At 72.3% G+C, this 18,424-nt stretch carries 15 protein-coding genes; 8 read left to right on the forward strand and 7 right to left on the reverse strand.

Annotation, left to right across the window (positions count from 1 at the left end):
• Positions 1-150: 150 nt before the first annotated feature.
• The gene (locus Q8A52_RS12080; protein ID WP_316750934.1) at positions 151-759 is read left to right on the forward strand and encodes a response regulator transcription factor; all 609 of its coding nucleotides are present in this window, start codon (positions 151-153) and stop codon (positions 757-759) included.
• Here Q8A52_RS12080 and Q8A52_RS12085 read toward each other — a convergent pair.
• The 4 genes from Q8A52_RS12085 to lanKC form a co-directional block, all read right to left on the reverse strand.
• Positions 736-2,547, reverse strand: a complete 1,812-nt coding sequence (locus Q8A52_RS12085; protein WP_316750936.1) for an ABC transporter ATP-binding protein — start codon at positions 2,545-2,547, stop codon at positions 736-738. The two genes, Q8A52_RS12080 and Q8A52_RS12085, sit on opposite strands and share 24 nt — an antisense overlap.
• Positions 2,544-4,286, reverse strand: a complete 1,743-nt coding sequence (locus tag Q8A52_RS12090; protein WP_316750938.1) for an ABC transporter ATP-binding protein — start codon at positions 4,284-4,286, stop codon at positions 2,544-2,546. Before Q8A52_RS12090 ends, Q8A52_RS12085 begins: the two co-directional genes overlap by 4 nt.
• A gap of 91 nt (positions 4,287-4,377) precedes the next feature.
• Positions 4,378-4,494 carry a SapB/AmfS family lanthipeptide gene (locus Q8A52_RS12095; RefSeq protein ID WP_316750940.1) on the reverse strand — a complete coding sequence of 39 codons (117 nt, stop codon included), beginning with the start codon at positions 4,492-4,494 and terminating at the stop codon, positions 4,378-4,380.
• A 51-nt stretch (positions 4,495-4,545) separates the two neighbouring features.
• Positions 4,546-7,170 carry a class III lanthionine synthetase LanKC gene (lanKC, locus tag Q8A52_RS12100; protein ID WP_316750942.1) on the reverse strand — a complete coding sequence of 875 codons (2,625 nt, stop codon included), beginning with the start codon at positions 7,168-7,170 and terminating at the stop codon, positions 4,546-4,548.
• Positions 7,171-7,359: 189 nt separating this feature from the next.
• Between lanKC and Q8A52_RS12105 the strand changes: the two genes are divergently transcribed.
• The 3 genes from Q8A52_RS12105 (at position 7,360) to qcrB (ending at position 11,717) form a co-directional block, all read left to right on the forward strand.
• Positions 7,360-9,810 carry a SpoIIE family protein phosphatase gene (locus tag Q8A52_RS12105; protein WP_316750944.1) on the forward strand — a complete coding sequence of 817 codons (2,451 nt, stop codon included), beginning with the start codon at positions 7,360-7,362 and terminating at the stop codon, positions 9,808-9,810.
• A gap of 81 nt (positions 9,811-9,891) precedes the next feature.
• Positions 9,892-10,167 carry a hypothetical protein gene (locus Q8A52_RS12110; RefSeq protein WP_316750946.1) on the forward strand — a complete coding sequence of 92 codons (276 nt, stop codon included), beginning with the start codon at positions 9,892-9,894 and terminating at the stop codon, positions 10,165-10,167.
• A gap of 86 nt (positions 10,168-10,253) precedes the next feature.
• A complete protein-coding gene (gene qcrB, locus Q8A52_RS12115) occupies positions 10,254-11,717 on the forward strand; it encodes a cytochrome bc1 complex cytochrome b subunit (protein WP_316751046.1) in 1,464 nt (487 codons plus the stop codon).
• Between the two features lie 127 nt (positions 11,718-11,844).
• On the opposite strand, the gene ctaF is transcribed toward qcrB, so the two are convergent.
• Both ctaF and ctaD read right to left on the reverse strand, forming a co-directional pair.
• Positions 11,845-12,228 (reverse strand): aa3-type cytochrome oxidase subunit IV, encoded by a 384-nt coding sequence (gene ctaF, locus Q8A52_RS12120; protein WP_316750948.1) that lies wholly within the window; start codon positions 12,226-12,228, stop codon positions 11,845-11,847.
• Entirely contained in the window at positions 12,225-13,907 is a 1,683-nt protein-coding gene (ctaD, locus tag Q8A52_RS12125) for an aa3-type cytochrome oxidase subunit I (protein ID WP_316750950.1), read from the reverse strand. The genes ctaF and ctaD overlap by 4 nt, the downstream gene beginning before the upstream one ends.
• A 165-nt stretch (positions 13,908-14,072) precedes the next feature.
• On the opposite strand from ctaD, the gene Q8A52_RS12130 reads away from it, so the two are divergent.
• From Q8A52_RS12130 to Q8A52_RS12145, 4 genes are read left to right on the forward strand one after another with little or no spacing between them, the layout of a single operon-like run.
• Positions 14,073-15,140, forward strand: a complete 1,068-nt coding sequence (locus Q8A52_RS12130; RefSeq protein ID WP_316750952.1) for a glucose-1-phosphate thymidylyltransferase — start codon at positions 14,073-14,075, stop codon at positions 15,138-15,140.
• Positions 15,137-16,108 (forward strand): dTDP-glucose 4,6-dehydratase, encoded by a 972-nt coding sequence (rfbB, locus tag Q8A52_RS12135; RefSeq protein WP_316750954.1) that lies wholly within the window; start codon positions 15,137-15,139, stop codon positions 16,106-16,108. The genes Q8A52_RS12130 and rfbB overlap by 4 nt, the downstream gene beginning before the upstream one ends.
• Positions 16,105-16,986, forward strand: coding sequence for a dTDP-4-dehydrorhamnose reductase (gene rfbD / locus Q8A52_RS12140; RefSeq protein WP_316750956.1), 882 nt, complete (start codon positions 16,105-16,107; stop codon positions 16,984-16,986). The genes rfbB and rfbD overlap by 4 nt, the downstream gene beginning before the upstream one ends.
• On the forward strand, positions 16,983-17,786 hold the full coding sequence (locus Q8A52_RS12145) for a class I SAM-dependent methyltransferase (protein WP_316750958.1): 804 nt from the start codon (positions 16,983-16,985) through the stop codon (positions 17,784-17,786). Before rfbD ends, Q8A52_RS12145 begins: the two co-directional genes overlap by 4 nt.
• A 19-nt stretch (positions 17,787-17,805) precedes the next feature.
• Here Q8A52_RS12145 and rfbC read toward each other — a convergent pair whose 3' ends face one another.
• Positions 17,806-18,411 (reverse strand): dTDP-4-dehydrorhamnose 3,5-epimerase, encoded by a 606-nt coding sequence (gene rfbC, locus Q8A52_RS12150; protein ID WP_316750960.1) that lies wholly within the window; start codon positions 18,409-18,411, stop codon positions 17,806-17,808.
• Positions 18,412-18,424: the final 13 nt, after the last annotated feature.

Consider the following 18,424-nt stretch of genomic DNA (forward strand, 5'->3'; position numbering starts at 1 on the left):
CGGACGTGCGCCCCCGCGCACCCTGATGGCCGGTTCTTCGCGCTCAGAAACGGTCACTGGCGCCAACAATGGGGCACGCGTTCAACACCTGAGACCGAAGTACAGCGAGCAACACCTGAGACCGAAGTGCAGCGAGCTGGAGGGGCAGCAGTGATCCGGGTACTTCTGGTGCACGACGCGTGTCTGGTGCGGTCGGTACTGGCGGAGTGGCTCCGCCGGGAGCCCGGTCTGGGTGTGTACGAATCGGCGTGGGGCTGCGCTTCCGGGCAGGTGCGGTCCTTACGGCCGGACGTGTGCGCCGTGGATCTCGAGTGCGCGGACTCCCGCGGAGGCCCGCCCCTTGCCGAACTGCGTGCCTCCGGCAACGGCCCGACGCCGCCGCGCCTCCTGGTGCTTGCCAGTGCGAACAGACCCGGGCTGCTGAAGCGCGCGGCCGAGGCGGGGGCACTCGGCTACGTCGACAAGGAGGGCTCGCCCGAGCGGCTGGTGCACGCGATCCGGCGGGTCGCCGAGGGGAGACGTTTCGTCGACGAATCCCTGGGCTTCGGCTTCCTCAAGGCGGCGGAGATCCCGTTGACGCGCCGCGAGTTGAGCGTACTGTCGCTGGCGGCCGGGGGAGCGTCCGTCGCGGAGATCGCCGGGAGCCTGCATCTGTCCAACGGGACGGTGCGCAACTACATGGCGGCGATCACCCGCAAGACCGGGGCCCGCAATCGCATCGACGCGATCCGCATCTCACAGGGGGAAGGGTGGCTGTGACGGCACTGGCGTCCAGCCGGCGACGAGGTCCCCGTACGGCGCGCAGGTCCGCAGCAGTCGGTCATGGGTGCCGTACGCGGTGCTCCTCCCGTCCATGAGCAGAACCCGGTCCGCCCGCTGGGCCGAGCTGATCCGGTGGGCGACGACCACCAGGGTGCCGCCCGGGCGCCTCGCGAACGCGTCCTCCGCCCGCGCCTCCGCCTCCGGATCGAGGTGGCAGGTCGCCTCGTCGAGCAGGGCGAGCGGTGCGTGCGAGAGATAGGCCCGGGTCAGCGCGATCAGCTGCCGTTCGCCCGCGGACAGCGCCGCCGGGTCGACCCGGGCGGCGGGCCCGCCCAGCGTCTCGAGCAACGGCATGAGCCCAACGGCGTCGGCCGCCGCCAGCAGCTCGCGCTCCGGCACCGGATCCTCCCGGAGGTACCCGAGGTTCTCGGCGAGGGTGCCGGTGAACACGTACGCCTCCTGCGGGATCAGCACCCGTCGCGCGGCCGCTTCCACCCCGGGCACGGGATGCCCGCAGACCCGGATCACACCGCACCTGGGCTCCAGCAGCCCGGCGACCAGAGCGGTGAGCGTCGACTTCCCGATGCCGCTCGGCCCCACGACGGCCAGGTGACCACCGTGCGGGACGCCGAGATCGAGGTGTTCGAGGACGGGGTCACAGGCGGGGCCGTAGGCGAAGGTGACGGAGGTGAGGGCGAGGGCGCCGGCGGCGAGGGAAACGGCCGGGAGCGAGGGTGCCCCGCTGACACTGGGTTCACGGCGGGTGGGGTGCGGCTCCGGGGGGCTCGGCTGTGTCGAGTACGGGTTGGTGCCCGGGGTGCTCGCCCACGTGGCATGCGGGTTCGTGGCCGGGGCGGCTGGTGGCGGGAGCAGGCGGTGCAGGACGACCGTGAGGCGGGAGCCGCTCGTGCCCAGGCCGTGGACGAGGTTCTGGAGGGCCGGGAGCAGGGACTGCGTGACGTAGGCGAGGGCGCCGACCAGGGCGCCCGGGGTGACGCCCTGAGCGAGGAGCCAGGGGGCGGCGGCGAGGAGCAGCACGACCGGGAGGTGGCCGCCGACCGCGAGCGCGGTGACGCGCAGGACGCCCCAGTGGGCCAGGGAGCGGGCGGCGCGCAGCTCCGCGTCGACACGGGACGCCGTACGGGCGGCGACGAGCCGTTCTGCCCCCGCAGCCGTGATGTCCCGCAGCCCCGGGCAGACGGTGCCCAGTTCCTCCGCGAGAGCCTCGTCGGCGACGAGGAAGGCCTCCTGGCGGCGGGCCAGGGGCCGCAGCGTCATCGCGAACAGGCAGACCCCGGCGGCCAGCGGAGGCAGGACGACCAGCAGCAGCTGCGGGGCGAGGGAGCACAGGCCGACGAGGGCGCCCGCCGCCGCGAACACGAAGGAGCGGGACACCATCACCAGACCGGCGAGGGTGTCCCGGGCGATCTCCACCTGCTGGGTGAGCCCGGACAGCGCCGCGCCGTCCGCCTCCCGCACCCCGCGCGCGACGACCCGCTCCACGAGCAGGTCCCGTACCGGCTCGACCAGCGCGGCGACCACGCCGTACACCCGCCCGGTCCCGTACGCACCCAGGACCACCCCGGCCCCGGCCGACGCGAGCCACAGCAGACCGACCCCGGCGCGCCCCGCGAGGAACCCGTCGTCCAGGGCGCGCGCCAACGCGTACCCGACGAGGAACGTCTGTCCCGCCTCCAGCGCCGACCACGCGCCGAGCCGCACGAGCACCCGGCGGCGGGCCCACACGAACCGTCCCGCGGCGCGGCGTCGCTCCCCGCCGGTCACTGCCGAGCCTTCTCGTCCGCGGCGTCCCCGCCGCCGAACACCGCCCGGTACTCCGCGTCCCGCCACAGTTCGGCGTGCGTCCCCACCGCCCGCAGCCGCCCCCCGTCCAGCCACACCACCGCGTCGGCGCGGGCGGCCGTCGCCGCGCGGTGTGCGATCAGCAGGCGGGTCGGGCGGGCGTTCTGGGCCAGCAGCGCCTGGGTGATGTGATGTTCGGTGACCGTGTCGAGGCTGGAGAGTGCGTCGTCGAGGATCAGCAGACGACCGCCGTGGGCGAAGGCACGCGCAAGGCCGAGGCGCTGGGACTCCCCGCCGGAGCGGGGAGCGTCGGCGCAGGGGGTGGCGTAGCCGTCGGGGAGGCGGCGGACGAAGCCGTCGGCGCGGGCCCTGCGGGCGGCCTCCCGGATGCGGGAGGGGCCGGGGGCGTCGAGGCCGAAGGCGATCGTGTCCTCGATCGTCGTACCGAGGAGGGCCGGGCGTTCGAAGGCGTAGGCCACCGCACCGCGCAGCGCGCCATGGGTGAGCTCGGGCAGGGGGACTCCGTCCAGCAGGACCACCCCCTCGTCCGGGTCGGCCAGACGCCCGGCCAGGGCCGCGAGCAGCGACTTGCCCGTGCCCGAGCGTCCGACCACGGCGAGTGTCGTGCCGCCGGGCAGGACCAGGTCGACCGCGTCGAGAACGGTGCGTCCGGCGCGCCGGGCCGTCACGCCGCGCAGCTCCAGGCGTCCGGGACCGGGCGGCAGCGTCCGCGCGCCGTGCCGGGGCGCGGTCACCGCCAGGACCTCGCCCAGCCGCCCGGCAGCCGCCCTGGCCCGTGTCAGCGCGGCGAGCCGGCCGACCAGCACGCCCACTCCGGTCGCGAGGACCGCGTACCGGGAGACCGCGAGGACCTCGCCCACCGACAGACGGTTGCGGGTGAGCAGGACGCCGGCCACGGCCACCACGCCCAGGTGCAGCAGCGGCGCCACGGCGACCGCCTGTGCGGCGGCTCTTCCCTGCACCCGCCACATCCGGTGACCGGCACAGGACAGTTCCGGCAACGGCCGCAGGATCCGCGCCGCCTCCCGGTCCGCCGTGCCCGCCGCCCGGATCGTAAGGAAGCCGCCGATCGCCTCCGCCAGCGCCGCCGCGATCCCGCCCTGGACCTGCTGGTAGCGGGCCACACACTGCGACGTGTCCCGTGCGAGCGCACGCAGGAGCAGGACCAGGACCGGCGCTCCGGCCAGCAGCACGGCCGCCGGCCACGGGGCGATGAGGGCGAGCGCCACCACGCCGCCGACAGGCGCGGCGAGTGCGGCGAGCAGCGCGGCGACGGCGCCGGGCGCGGTCCCCGCCTGCGCGGCGTTGCCGACCAGCCGGGCGACGAGGTCCCCGGAACCGAAACGCTCGGCCGCCCGCGGCCCGACCGCCAGTACATGCCCGGTGACCCGGCCGCGCAGCCATGCGGTGGCCTGTGCGTCGACCGTGCCGCCGAGCACGCTCGCGCACCCGTCGAGCAGGGCGAGCAGCAGCACCAGCCCGGCGCTGCACCACACCCAACGGCCCGCCGGGGCGTGCGCGAGCAGCAGGTCCACGGTGCGGCCCAGCACGGCGGGCAGCACGAGTGCGGCCCCGGTGGCGGCCGTGGTCACGGCGCACAGGGCGGCGCAGCGGGCCCCGCTGTGCCGGGTCGCCGAGCGCAGTAGGGCGCGGGTTCGTCGGGTCACCGGGTCGGAGGTGGCGTCGGCACGGGTCGTCATCGGCAGCGGCCTCGCGTCGGATCGGGGGGAAGCCCCGGGCGGCTCCCCTCCCGCGAGGAGAGGGCCGCCCGGGGCCGTGGCACGGTGCCGGTCAGAGACAGAGCGTGACGCTCGCTGCGGAGACGCAGGAGAGCAGGCTGAGGGTGCTGGCGCCGCCGCCGTCGGTGTGCTCGTCCGACTCCATGATCTGCAGGTCGAGAAGTGCCATGGCGTGTCCTTTCGTTGGTGTGTACGGGGACGGGGTTGCGTCACGACTCCGTCAGGTTGCGGAGCCGCGTGGTGAGGGCCGCCGGTGCGGCGGCAGGAACGGCAGGTGCGCGGTGCCGCCACCGTCGAGCGCCGCCGCGAGCGCGAGCAGACACCCTGCAGTTCCGGTGGCGAGGTCCATGGAGAGCCGCATCATCTGGTGCCCGGGGAAGGCGAGTTGCCCCTGGTACGCCATCGCGAACCACCCGAGCCCGGCGACCTGCTCGTCGAGCCGGGCCCGGGTGGCGCCGGGCGCGGTCGTGCGGCTCAGATGCAGGATCATCCCGGCGCGGCCCTGGAAGAGGCCGGGCTGCGCGTAGAAGCGGGAGGTGGCGGCCGTGAGGATGGCGGAGCGCGCCCCCTCGAGCTCGCCGGTCGTGTCGGCGGCGTGCGCGAGGTACTCGTCGAGGACCAGGCCGAGCCCGACGCTCCCGTCGCCGAGGTACGGCAGTGTCCGCCAGCCCTCGTCCACCTCGAGCCCGCCGGACTTCTGCACGACGCAGCGCTCCAGGTCGCGGCGGAGCGCCTCGGCCGCGGCCGCCAGCAGCCGGGGCTCGCCGGTCTCCTCGTGCTGCCGCACCAGGAACAGCGCCGGCCCGCTCGCGCCCCGCAGCAGCCCGGCCCGCCGCCGCGGGGTGTCCGGGCGCGGTTCGGCCAGGCGCGCCACCAGGATGTCCGCGGCCTCGGCGGCCCGCTCGCGCAGCTCCGGCTCGCCGGTGGTGCGTGCCAGGGCGCCCAGGACCAGGCCCAGTCCGGCGAGGCCGCCCTGCAGGTCGGAGGAGAGGTTGCGCCACTGCTCCCGCAGGATTCCGTCGACCAGGTCCAGGGCCCGCTGCCGGTGCCCGAGCCGGCCGAGGACGTGGGCCACGCCGGCGAGACCGTCGTACAGGCCGAGCGGGGTGCCCGGTGGGGGCGACGCCGTGTGGTCCAGGAGCCAGCGCTCGCCCTCGTCGTACCGGCCGGCGCCGGACTCCGCGAGCGCGTACAGCACTCCGGCCGCGCCATGCGCCAGCCCCAGTCCGCCGCCGTCCGAGAACTGCGCGATGTCGCCGGGAAAGAGCCGGTCGTCGCGTTCCGGGGTCGCCGAGGCGAGGAGTGCCTTGACCATCGAGTCCCGGCTGTAGGGCCAGTCGCCGGGCTCGGCCGGCCGGACGGCGGGCGCCGGGCTCGGCCGGGGCGCGCTTCGCCCGGCCGCCTTCGGGCCCCGGGTGATCTCCGCGACCGCCTCGTCCAGGAAGGCGCGCGGCACGTCCGGGAACTGCTCGGCGACGACGTCCGCCAGATGCGCGGCCTTGCCCCGGTCGACCACGAAGAGCGTGGTGACGGGCAGGAACAGGGCGAGCCGCAGACAGGCCAGCGCGTAGCGGTCCACGTCCACGCCCCTGCGGTCGGGCGGGGCGAAGAAGCCGGGGTGCGCGACGACCTGGCGGCCGTTCTCCTCGGCCGGGGCCGCCGCCTCGAAGTCGATGAGGAACACCGACTCCTCGTCCGGCGCCACCATGATGTTGAAGACGTGCAGGTCGTTGAAGACGATCCCGCGTGCGTGCACCGCCTCGACGGCCTGCTCCACGGCCCGGTGGATGCGCAGCGCCCACGCCGTGTAGCCGGCGACGGCCCCGGGGTCCGGGTCGGCGGTGAGCAGCGGGTGGCGCTCGGCGAAGAAGGAGTTGAGCGGACGGCCCTCCAGGAAGTCCATGACCAGGAAGCGGTGGTCGCCGAGCGTGAACCAGCCCCGCACCTCGGGCACGACACCGGTCCCGGCCACCCGCTCCAGGGCCTCCTTCTCGCGCTCCAGCCGCGTCACGGCGTCGGCGCCGTCGGCGGCCAGCCCCGCGTGCGGCCGCCCCTCCTTCAGGACCACCCGGCGCCCGCCCCGGGTGTCGGTGGCCCGGTACACACCGCCGCCGTTGGAGAAGTGCAGTGCCTTCTCGATGCGGTACGGCAGCTCGCCCACCGTCGTGGTGTTGCGGGCCGCGAGGTGCGGCTCCAGGAAGCCAGGCAGCGTCACCCACTCCGGGACCTGGAAGGAGGGCGCCCGCCGGTCCGGCACGAGCCGGCCCGAGCCGTCGCGCACGGCGGGTACGAGCGTGCCGCGCTCGTCGACCACGTAGGAGCGCGCGAAGGCGCCGTAGCGGACGTAGAGCGGGCCGTCGCCCCAGCGCAGGTCGGTCAGGATGTACGGCCCCTCGAAGCCCTCCAGGAGCATGCCCAGCTCGCGCAGGACCTCGTGCAGGCGGTCTTCGTCGGCCGGGTAGACCGTGACGAACTTGCCGCTCGTGTCGCGGCCCGCGTACTTGGCGTTGCGCAGGTGCAGCAGATGCGGTCCGGGCACGAACTTGAACGGGATGCGGCGCGGCACGCAGTAGTCCCACACCACCGCCGCTATCCGGTCGGCGTTCTCCCGGGTGGCCGAGGCGTGGATCTTCCAGCCCTGGGCCGGTGAGGGCAGCGACGTCCCGTCCTCGGCCGGCGTCAGCGTCAGCCAGTCGCCGATGCGTGCCGCGTGCCAGCCCTCCGGCACCGGGCGGCGCGCCGTGTCGTACAGGAGCGCGGACCCCTCCCCGCCCGCCGAGAGCCGGTCGGGCGTGTCGTAAAAGTGACTGTCGGCGAGCGCGTACACCTCGTACCGCTTGTCCATGCGCCTCCCCCTCCGTGGCCCGCTGTCGACCCTTCCAGGCGGCCCTCGGTCGCGGACAGTCACGCCTGTCACGAGATCACCGTGCGGAACGCATGAGTCAAGACATGTTCGGCTCGTTTCGAGCGCCGAACCCACGTGAGCTCCACGGAACGGTCACAGGGGCTGCGCAGGCGGCTCATAAGCGCTGTAATGGCGGACGTGGTCAGTGAGGGCGCTGCGGTACGCAGAACGAGGAGGGAGCGTGCCGAAGTTGCCCTTGAAACGGTCATGACCGACCCAGGTGCGCCCGATCGACTGCACCGCGTCATCGAACAGGCACTTGTTTTCGCCGGGGCATCCTTCGTCGGCGTGTACACGCCGAGCGAGGACGGCTCCATGCTCCGCCTCGCCGAGTCGGCGGGGCTGCCGCGCACCCTGTACGGGCTGCGCGACGGCTATCCCGCCTCGGCACAGTCCCCGCTCGCCGAGGCCCACCGCACCGGACAGCCGATGTGGCTCGGCCCCGACGAGCTGGCGGCCTGCCCCGAGGCGCGGCGCACACCGTCCCAGGAGTTCTTCGTGGCGGCCCTGCCGGTGCAGACCGGCGGCGGCTGTCTCCTCGCCGTGAGCGAGCGTGTCGGCGGCTTCGACCCCGAGGACCGCCGGTGCCTCGAACTGATCGCCGAGTCGGTCGCCCTGCCCGCCCCGCCCGGGGCCACCGTCACCGGTGAGCTGCCCGCCGACGCCTTCAGCCTGGCCATGGACACCGGCCGCGTCGAGGTCGGCGACGAGATCCTGGAGCTGTTCGGGATCGGCCGGGACGAGTTCGACGGCAAGGTCGAGACCCTGCTCGGGCTGACCGTGCCCGAGGATCTGCCCGCGCTGATGTCCGTCGTCGAAGCCGATCACATGTCCATCGGCGAACGCGAGCTGGAGTTCCGCATCCTGCAGCCCTCCGGCCCGCCCAAGTGGCTCCGCCTGCGCGGACGGATGCTGCCGGGCCGCGAGGGCCGGCCGGTGCTCCTGGTCGGCACCGTGACGGACACGTCCAAGCTGCGCTCCGATGTCACCGACGTGGCCCGCGTCCAGCGCCTGGCCGCGGCGCTCGCCACCGCCGGCACCGTCAAGGACGTCGGCCAGGCCGTCGTCACCGCCCTGCGCAAGCCGCTCCAGGCCGACCGGATCGCGCTCGCCGAGCTGGAGAACGACCGTCTCGTGGTCACCGTCCTCGACCCGCCCGAACCCGAGGTCTGGCCCGAGGTGTGGCGCTCCGAGTGGCGCACGGAGTGGCCCGACGCGCCCGTCCGGGCCATGCCCACCCTCGCCGCCGCCCTGCGCGAGGGCCGCGCCCAGATCTGGCCCGCCGGCACCTCCCTGGAGCCCGCCCTCGCCGAGGTCGGCCCGGGTGGCCTCGCCGTGCTGCCGCTGCCCGCCGGCGGCCGCATGGCCGGCGCCTGCCTGATCGGCTGGGACAGCCCGCACGAGTTCGGCCCCGACGAACGCGCCCTGCTCACCGCCTCCGCCGGTCTGGCCGGCCAGGCCCTGATGCGCGCCCACGCCTTCGACGCCGAGCACGAGCTGGTCGGCATGCTGCAGCGCACGCTCCTGCCGCGCCGTCTGCCCAAGCTGCCCGGCGCGGTCGCCGTGGCCCGCTATCTGCCCACCACCGCCGGGCTGGAGGTGGGCGGCGACTGGTACGACGTGATCCCGCTGCCCGAGAACCACGTCGCCCTCGTCATCGGCGACGTCCAGGGCCACAGCGCGGCCGCCGCCACCCTCATGGGCCAGCTCCGCACCGCCCTGCGCGCATACGCCGTCGAGGGCCACCCGCCGGACGTGGTGGTCTCGCACGCCAACCGGCTCCTCATGGACATGGAGTCGGACCTCTTCGCCACCTGCTGCTATGTCGACATGGACATGGAGGAGGGCACCGCCTGGTGTGTGCGCGCCGGACACCTGCCCCCGGTGCTGCGTCACCCGGACGGCTCAACGGAGATCGTCGAGACCGAGGGCGGCCCGCCGCTCGGCGTGGTCGTCCGCGCCGACTTCCCCATGGCCCCGCTGCAGCTCATGCCCGGCACCGTGCTCGCGCTGACCACCGACGGCCTGGTGGAGTCCCCCGAGGCCGACATCGACGACGGCATGGACCGGTTCGCCCACGACCTGGCCGTCTCCGACCCCGCCCACCTCGGTCTGGTCGCCGACACGCTGCTCGGCAACGCCCACCGCAGCGACGACGTCGCCCTGCTCCTGATGCGCTACGACGGCATGGCCGTGCGCCCGCTCAGGGAGAGCTGGACGGTGTGGCGGGTGCCGGAGGCCGCGCGGCACGCCCGGCGCTTCACCAAGCGCACCATGCGCGCCTGGGGCGTGCCCGCGGACGACCTGGACACCGTGCTGCTCGTCGTCTCCGAACTCGTCACCAACGCCCTCGTGCACACCGACGGCCAGGTCCGCCTCGACCTCACCCTGGTCAACCACCGGCTCCGGGTCGCCGTCGCCGACGCATCGCCGCGCTCCCCGATGAAACCCACCAACATCGGCTGGGAGGCCACCGGCGGCCGCGGCATCCTGCTCGTGGAGGCCGTGTCGGTCGGGTGGGGGACGCTGCCGGTGAGCGGCGGCAAGCAGGTGTGGGCGGACATCGCGCTCGAGGGCTGACCCGCCACACGGGTGTGGGTGCGGAACTCGCACGGCAGGTCGCGAGGGCTGCGGGCCGCCGCCGTGCCTAGGGTCCTTGCCGTGGCACACACCTTCGAAGAACTCGTGGCGAAGCAGCGCGCGGCGGACATGGCCCACGCGCAGGTCCTGGAACTGCGGGACACCTACGGCCCGCCCGCCGAGGCGCAACTGACCGGTGCCCAGAAGGAGACGTACGAGACCGCCCTGCGGGCCTGGCGCGATCTGGCCCGGGAGGTGCAGACCGCGGTGAGCGAGTACGCGAAGGAAGAGGGCCGGGCGCGGGGCGACGTCGAGGCGGAGGTGGAGCGAGCGGCGGAGACCCCGGAGAGCACGTGACCCGCCCCGACTCCGAACCCGCCCCCGCTCCGAGCGCCGGTCCCGCCACCGGCGACGCCAGCCGCCCCGCACACCCCGCCGAGCGGCTGGTCGAGGCCGCGGACGCGCGGTTGCCGGTGCTGGAGGGCGGGGCGCTGCTGCGCAAGGCGTTCCCCGATCACTGGTCGTTCCTGCTGGGCGAGTTGGCGCTGTACAGCCTGCTCGTCCTGGTGCTGACCGGAGTGTGGCTGACCTTCTTCTTCAAGCCGGAGATGCGGGAGGTCGTCTACGCGGGCCCGTACGTCCCGCTGCAGGGGGTGCGCATGTCGGCGGCCTTCGACTCCACGCTGCACATCAGCTTCGACGTGCGCGGCGGTCTGCTGATGCGGCAGGCGCACCACTGGGCGGCGCTCGTCTTCGTCGCCGCGATCGGTGTGCACATGCTCCGGATCTTCTTCACCGGTGCCTTCCGCCGGCCCCGCGAGCTGAACTGGGTCATCGGGCTCACGCTGTTCGTGCTCGCCCTCGCCGAGGGATTCGCCGGCTACTCGCTCCCCGACGACCTGCTCTCCGGCACCGGCCTCAGGATCGCCCAGGGCATCATGCTGTCCATCCCGGTGGTCGGAACGTACGTGGCCTTCTTCGCCTTCGGCGGGCAGTACCCCGGCCACGAGATCGTCACCCGTCTGTACTCGATGCACATCCTGCTGCTGCCGGGCGCGCTGATCGCCCTGGTCACCGTGCACCTGATCCTGGTGTTCCATCTCAAGCACACGCAGTGGCGCGGACCGGGCCGTTCGAACCGCAACGTCATCGGCAAGCCGCTCTTCCCCCGATTCGCCGCCTCGTCCGGCGGGCTGTCCCTCCTCGTCTTCGGCGTGCTCGTGCTGATGTCCGCCGTCGCCCAGATCAACCCGGTCTGGCTGTACGGCCCCTACCGTCCCGACCAGGACTCGACCGGATCCCAGCCCGACTGGTACGTCGGCTTCCTGGAGGGCGCGCTGCGCCTCGTACCGCCGTGGGAGACGAACCTCGCCGGTCACACCCTCATGTGGAACGTCCTGCTGCCGGCCGTCGTCCTGCCCGGGCTGTTGTTCGGCGCCCTGTACGCGTACCCCTTCGTGGAGCAGCGCCTGACGGGGGAGTGGGACCGCGAACGGCACCTGTGCGACCGGCCCCGCGAACGCCCCGTGCGCACCGGCCTGGGCGTCGCCGGGACCGTCTTCTACGCTGTGCTGCTCCTCGCGGGCGCCAACGACGTCGTCGCCCAGTCCTTCCGGATCTCGGTCAACACCCTGACCTGGGTCCTGCGCGTCTCCCTCGTGCTGGCACCGATCGTCGCGTTCCTGGTCGCCCGCTGGCTGTGTCTGGCCCTCATGGAGGCGGAGCGGGAGCGGCTGGCGAAGGGTGTGCCGACGGGCGACGTACGCCAGACCCTGGCGGGTGGCTACGAGAGCGACCACCGCCCGGTGGGTGACTTCCGCCCGGGTGCGCCCAGGCGGCCGATCAGTGGTTCACGTACTGGAAGACCATCCCGGGGACGGCGCGCGCCGGCACGCCGAAATCGATGAGGAGTAGCGAGGGCGCGGGAGCGGAGGGGGCGGCTGGGCGAGGGTGTGTGGCAAGCCTTGGCGGGTGGCTTCGAGCGTGGCCTTCGTCCGGTGGGTGACTTCTGCCGGGGTGCGCCCAGGCGGCCGATCAGTGGTTCACGTACTGGAAGACCATCCCGAGGACACCGCGCGCCAGCACGCCGAAGCCGATGAGGAACAGCCACAGCCCGAACACCACCCCGGTCGCCGCGAGCGCGAAGCCGAACGCGGTGACCAGCGGCCAGACGCTCTCGGCCGGGAAGAACTCCAGGGGCCCCGCGCCGTCGGCCACTTCGGCGTCGGTGCGGTCCTGGGGGCGTCGGCCCTTGCGCACGTACTGCACCGCGCAGAAGAACGCGATGACCGCGGCCATGCCGCCGGCCACGATCAACGCCGCCGTGCCCGCCGGATCGTGCGACCACGCGCCGTAGAGCGCGGCGACTGCCACGAAGAACAGCGCGACACCGCCGAACAGCAACGCCTCGACCTTCATCGCGTTCCCTCCTCCACCGCCTGCTTGGCGGCCTCGGGGTGGTGCAGGTCGAAGGCGGGCGATTCCGACCGCACCCGGGGCAGCGCAACGAAGTTGTGCCGGGGCGGCGGACAGGATGTCGCCCACTCCAGGGCCCGGCCGTAGCCCCAGGGGTCGTTCTCGGTGACCATCGGCGCCCGGTGCGCGGTGCGCCAGACGTTGTACAGAAAAGGGAGCGTGGAGATGCCGAGCAGGAACGCGCCCGCGGAGGACAGGGTGTTGAGCAGGGTGAAGCCGTCCTGGGGCAGATAGTCGGCGTAGCGGCGCGGCATGCCGGCCTCGCCGAGCCAGTGCTGGACGAGGAACGTGAGCTGGAACCCCGGGAACAGCAGCCAGAAGTGCAGCTTGCCGAGCCGTTCGTCGAGCATCTTGCCGGTGAACTTGGGCCACCAGAAGTAGAAGCCGGCGAACATCGCGAACACCACCGTGCCGAACAGCACGTAGTGCAGGTGCGCCACGATGAAGTACGAGTCGGTCAGATGGAAGTCGAGCGGCGGCGAGGCGATCAGCACCCCGCTGAGTCCGCCCAGCAGGAACGACACCAGAAAGCCGAGCGACCACAGCATCGGCGTCTCGAACGAGATCGACCCGTGCCACATCGTCCCGATCCAGGCGAAGAACTTGATCCCGGTGGGCACCGCGATCAGGAACGACATGATCGAGAAGAACGGCAGCAGCACCGCACCGGTCGCGAACATGTGGTGCGCCCACACCACCGCGGACAGCATGGTGATCGCGATCGTCGCGCCGATCATCGGCAGATACCCGAACTGCGGCTTGCGGGAGAACACCGGGATGATCTCGGAGATGATGCCGAAGAACGGCAGCGCCACGATGTAGACCTCGGGGTGCCCGAAGAACCAGAACAGATGCTGCCACAGCAGCGCGCCGCCGTTCGCCGAGTTGAAGACGACCGAGCCGAACTTCCGGTCCGACTCCAGGACCAGCAGCGTCGCGGTGAGCACCGGGAACGCGGGCAGCACCAGGATCGACGTGAACAGCACGTTCCACGTGAACATCGGCATCCGGAACATGGTCATGCCGGGCGCGCGCAGACACAGGATCGTGCTGATGAAGTTGACGGCACCCAGCGTCGTCGACACACCGGTCACCACGAGCCCCATCACCCACAGGTCGCCGCCCGCGCCGGGGGAGTAGAAGGCGCTGTTGAGCGGGGCGTAGGCGAACCAGCCGAACGCGGCCGCGCCGCCGGGCACCACGAAGCCCGAGACCACCATCAGCCCGCCGAACAGGTACATCCAGTACGACAGCGCGTTCAGGCGTGGGAAGGCCACATCGGGGGAACCGATCTGCAACGGCATCACGGCGTTCGCGAACCCGGCGAACATCGGGGTGGCGAACAGCAGCATCATGATCGTGCCGTGGATCGTGAAGAACTGGTCGTAGCCCTGCTCGCTCAGGAACTGCAGCCCGGGGCGGGCGAGTTCGGCACGCATGCCCAGGGCCAGCAGCCCGGCGAGAAGGAAGAAGCAGAACGCCGTGACCATGTAGAGGCGGCCGATCACCTTGTGGTCGGTCGTCGAGGCCCAGCGCAGAAGGGCCCGGCCGGGCGGCGGCGCGGTGGTGGCATACCGCTCGGCGATCTCGTACTTTTCCGAAATTTCCGATAGTTCCGTCATCGCCGGGGACGCTACTCCGGCGCCCCGGCGACCTGCCCGCGCCACGCCCTGGTCACCGGGCCGCGCACCCGTAAGCCGCTCGCAGGACAGCGGGACGTACTGTCGTAACAACCCAGCAAAGCAAACAAAGGTCCGATCCTGACGATCACCGATAGGGTGTGGCAGATGAAGGCTCTGGTCCTCTCCGGCGGCGCCGGTACCCGGCTGCGTCCGATCACGCACACGTCGGCGAAACAGCTCGTGCCGGTGGCCAACAAGCCCGTCCTCTTCTACGGCCTGGAGTCCATAGCCGCGGCCGGGATCACCGAGGTCGGGATGATCGTCGGCGACACCGCCGCCGAGATAGAGGAGGCGGTCGGCGACGGTTCGAAGTTCGGCCTGGAGGTCACCTACATACCCCAGGAGAGGCCCCTGGGCCTCGCCCACGCGGTGCTGATCGCACGGGACTTCCTCGGGGACGACGACTTCGTGATGTACCTCGGGGACAACTTCATCGTCGGCGGCATCAGCACCCTCGTCGACGAGTTCCGCGCCAGCCGCCCCGACGCCCAGATCCTGCTCACCCATGTCCCCGACCCGCGCTCCTTCGGCGTCGCCGAACTCGATGCGTCGGGGCAGGTGATCGGCCTGGAGGAGAAGCCGGAGCATCCGAAGAGCGACCTCGCGCTGGTCGGCGTCTACCTCTTCACCCCGCTGATCCACGACGCGGTCCGCGCCATCGGGCCGTCCTGGCGGGGCGAGCTGGAGATCACCCACGCCATCCAGCACCTCATCGACACCACCGCCGACGTACGCTCCACGGTCATCCGGGGCTACTGGAAGGACACCGGCAACGTCGGCGACATGCTGGAGGTCAACCGCACCGTCCTGGAAGGGATGCAGCGGCGGATCGACGGCGAGGTGGACGAGCGGTCCGAGACCGTGGGCCGGGTGGTCGTCGAGGAAGGGGCACGGGTCACGAACTCGCGCATCGTCGGCCCCGTCGTCATCGGCTCCGGGACCCTGGTCAGCGACTCGTACATCGGCCCCTTCACCTCCATCGCCGAGAACTGCCGGATCACGGACAGCGAGCTGGAGTTCTCCATCGTGCTGCGGGACTCCTCCATCGACGGAGTGGGCAGGATCGAGTCCTCGCTGATCGGCCGGCATGCGGAGGTGACCCCGGCAGCCGGCGTGCCCAGTGCCCACCGCCTCGTCCTCGGAGACCACAGCAAGGTGCAGATCCGTTCATGAATCTCCTCGTCACCGGCGCCGCCGGGTTCATCGGTTCCACGTACGTCCGTACGCTCCTCGCCGAGGATGCCCCGGATGCGCCGCGCATCACCGTGCTGGACAAACTCACCTACGCCGGCACGCTCACCAACCTTCCCGCCGGCCATCCCCGCCTGGAGTTCGTCGAGGGCGACATATGTGATGCCGATCTGGTCGACAAGCTCATGGCCGAGGCCGACCAGGTCGTGCACTTCGCCGCCGAGTCGCATGTCGACCGGTCGATCGACGGGGCGGGCGAGTTCGTCCTCACCAATGTGCTGGGCACCCAGACGCTGCTGGACGCGGCGCTGCGCCACGGCGTCGGCCCGTTCGTGCACATCTCCACCGACGAGGTCTACGGCTCCATCGAGTCAGGCTCCTGGCCCGAGACCCACCCACTGGCCCCCAACTCCCCTTACTCCGCCTCCAAGGCCTCCTCCGACCTGCTCGCCCTCGCCCACCACCGCACCCACGGCCTGGACGTCCGCGTCACCCGCTGCTCCAACAACTACGGACCGCACCAGTTCCCCGAGAAGGTCATCCCGCTGTTCGTGACCAACCTGCTCGACGGCGCGAAGGTCCCGCTGTACGGCGACGGGCGCAACGTCCGCGACTGGCTGCACGTCGAGGACCACTGCCAGGGCGTGGAACTGGTCCGCACGAAGGGCCGCCCCGGCGAGGTCTACAACATCGGCGGCGGCACCGAACTGAGCAACAAGGAGCTCACCGGTCTGCTCCTGCAGGCCTGCGGGGCGGACTGGGACCGGGTCGAGTACGTCACCGACCGCAAGGGTCACGACCTGCGCTACTCCGTCGACTGGAGCAAGGCCCGCGACGAGCTGGGCTACCGTCCGCGCCACGACTTCGCCACCGGGCTGGCCGAGACGGTCGCCTGGTACCGGGACAACCGGGCCTGGTGGGAGCCGCTGAAGCAGCGGGAGTCCCGATGAGATGGCTGGTCACCGGCGCGGCCGGCATGCTCGGCCGCGACACGGTCGCGGAACTGCTCCGGCGCGGTGCGCAGGTGACGGGTCCGGACCGCGCCGCACTGGACATCACCGAACCCGACGCCGTACGGCGGGCGTTCGACGAGCACCGCCCCGACGTCGTCGTCAACTGCGCCGCGTACACGGCCGTCGACGACGCCGAGGCCGACGAGGAGCGGGCGCTGCGGATCAACGGCGACGGCGCCCGGCTGCTCGCCCGGGCCTGTGCCGAGCGGGGCGCCCGCCTGGTCCATGTCTCCACCGACTACGTCTTCGACGGCGAGGCTCGCAGCACCCCGTACCCGGAGGACCACCCGCCCGCCCCGCGCACCGCCTACGGCCGCACCAAACTGGCCGGCGAGCGCGCGGTCCTGGAGGAACTCCCCGGTGCGGCCGCCGTCGTGCGCACGGCCTGGCTGTACGGCGCCCACGGCCGCAATTTCGTGCGCACCATGCTCGAACTGGAGGCCCGCCGGGACGCCCTGGACGTCGTCGACGACCAGCGCGGCCAGCCCACCTGGAGCGCGGACGTCGCCGCCCGGATCGCGGACCTCGGTACCGGGCTCTCCCGGGACGAGGGCCCACACGGTATCTTCCACGCCACCAGTTCCGGCGAGGCCAGCTGGCACGAACTGGCCCGGGAGGTGTTCCTGCTCGTCGGTGCCGACCCGGCACGGGTACGGCCCACCAGCAGCGCCGCCTTCCCTCGCCCCGCGCCCCGCCCGGCCTACAGCGCCCTCGGGCACGCCCGGTGGCGGGAGATCGGCCTGGAACCGCCACGGGACTGGCGGTCCGCCCTGCACGAAGCACTGCCCCACATCCGCAAGGAGATGTCTCAGTGAAACGGCACGAGTTCCTGCGGGAACTCCACAAGGTCACCGCGAACCGCAACTACCTGGAGATCGGCGTCAACGACGGCCGCAGCCTGACGCTGTCCCGGGTGCCCAGCATCGCGATCGATCCCGCGTTCAAGGTGGTCTCGGAGATCCGCTGCGACGTGCACCTGGCGAAGGCGACCAGCGACGACTTCTTCGCCCGGGAGAACCCGCTCGCGCACCTCAGGGGCGGCCGCCACCCGCTGCGCAACCTGGCCCGCAACCGCAGCCCGTTCGGGTACTGGCGGCAAACCACCCTGGACCTGTCGTTCATCGACGGCATGCACCTGTTCGAGTTCGCGCTGCGCGACTTCATCAACATCGAGAAGCACTCGGACTGGGCCAGCGTGATCGTCTTCGACGACATGCTGCCGCGCAATGTGGACGAGGCGGCCCGGGACCGGCACACCAACGCCTGGACCGGTGACGTCTACAAGCTCATCGAGATCCTGCACCGCTACCGCCCCGACCTTGTGACGGTCCTGGCCGACACCGAGCCCACCGGCCAGCTGCTGGTCTTCGGTGCCGACCCGTCCAACACCGTGCTCAAGGACAAGTACGACGAGATCATGGCGGAGTTCGAGGTCCCCGACCCGCAGAAGGTGCCCGAGTCGGTCCTGGAGCGGACCACGGCCGTGAAGCCGGAGACGCTGATCGGTGCCGGCTTCTGGAAGCCGCTGGTCGCGGCCCGCAACCGCGGGACCAAGCGGTCCCGCGGCTGGGAGCCCCTGCGCCGCGCGCTGGAACAGTTCGGCGCCCGTCGCTGAACGGTTTCCGAGGGCCTTGTCAGCCCTCTCCGCCGCCGCGCAGCCGCTCGTAGTAGGCGGAGCAGTCCGCATATGCGGGAAGCAGACCGGACCGCTCCGCCTCGGCCAGTGTGGGCGCGGCGGCGTCCTTCTCGGAGAGCACCGGCTCGATGCCCTTCGGCCAGGCGATGCCGAGGTCGGGGTCGAGCGGGTGCACCCCGTGCTCGCGTCCGGGCGCGTACCCCGTGGAGCAGAGGTAGACCACCGTGGCGTCGTCGGTCAGTGCCATGAAGGCGTGCCCGAGCCCCTCCGCGAGGAAGATGGCGTGGTGCGTCTCGTCGTCCAGCCGTACGGCCTCCCACGCGCCGTACGTGGGCGACCCGACGCGGATGTCGACCACCACGTCGAGCACGGCTCCGCGCACGCACGTGAGGTACTTGGCCTGACCGGGCGGCACGTCCGCGAAGTGCACCCCGCGCAGGACGCCCCGCCGGGACACCGAGCAGTTGGCCTGGGCCAGGTCCAGGTCGTACCCGGTGGCCTCGCGGAACTCCTCCCCCCGGAACCACTCGTGGAAGCTTCCCCGGTTGTCCGGGAACACCTTGGGTTCCAGCACCCAGGCGCCCGCAATGTCCAGTGGTCGCACGCCGTCACGTCCT

The organism is Streptomyces herbicida, assembly GCF_032656585.1.
Taxonomy (GTDB): Bacteria; Actinomycetota; Actinomycetes; order Streptomycetales; family Streptomycetaceae; genus Streptomyces; species Streptomyces herbicida.

Excerpts from the sequence above, each read along its gene's own strand:
- ctaF (WP_316750948.1), bottom strand. The coding sequence starts at position 12,228 with ATGAAGGTCGAGGCGTTGCTGTTCGGCGGTGTCGCGCTGTTCTTCGTG.
- rfbB (WP_316750954.1), top strand. The coding sequence starts at position 15,137 with ATGAATCTCCTCGTCACCGGCGCCGCCGGGTTCATCGGTTCCACGTAC.
- lanKC (WP_316750942.1), bottom strand. The coding sequence starts at position 7,170 with ATGGACAAGCGGTACGAGGTGTACGCGCTCGCCGACAGTCACTTTTAC.
- rfbD (WP_316750956.1), top strand. The coding sequence starts at position 16,105 with ATGAGATGGCTGGTCACCGGCGCGGCCGGCATGCTCGGCCGCGACACG.
- Q8A52_RS12130 (WP_316750952.1), top strand. The coding sequence starts at position 14,073 with ATGAAGGCTCTGGTCCTCTCCGGCGGCGCCGGTACCCGGCTGCGTCCG.
- ctaD (WP_316750950.1), bottom strand. The coding sequence starts at position 13,907 with ATGACGGAACTATCGGAAATTTCGGAAAAGTACGAGATCGCCGAGCGG.
- Q8A52_RS12090 (WP_316750938.1), bottom strand. The coding sequence starts at position 4,286 with ATGACGACCCGTGCCGACGCCACCTCCGACCCGGTGACCCGACGAACC.
- Q8A52_RS12105 (WP_316750944.1), top strand. The coding sequence starts at position 7,360 with ATGGCGGACGTGGTCAGTGAGGGCGCTGCGGTACGCAGAACGAGGAGG.
- Q8A52_RS12095 (WP_316750940.1), bottom strand. The coding sequence starts at position 4,494 with ATGGCACTTCTCGACCTGCAGATCATGGAGTCGGACGAGCACACCGAC.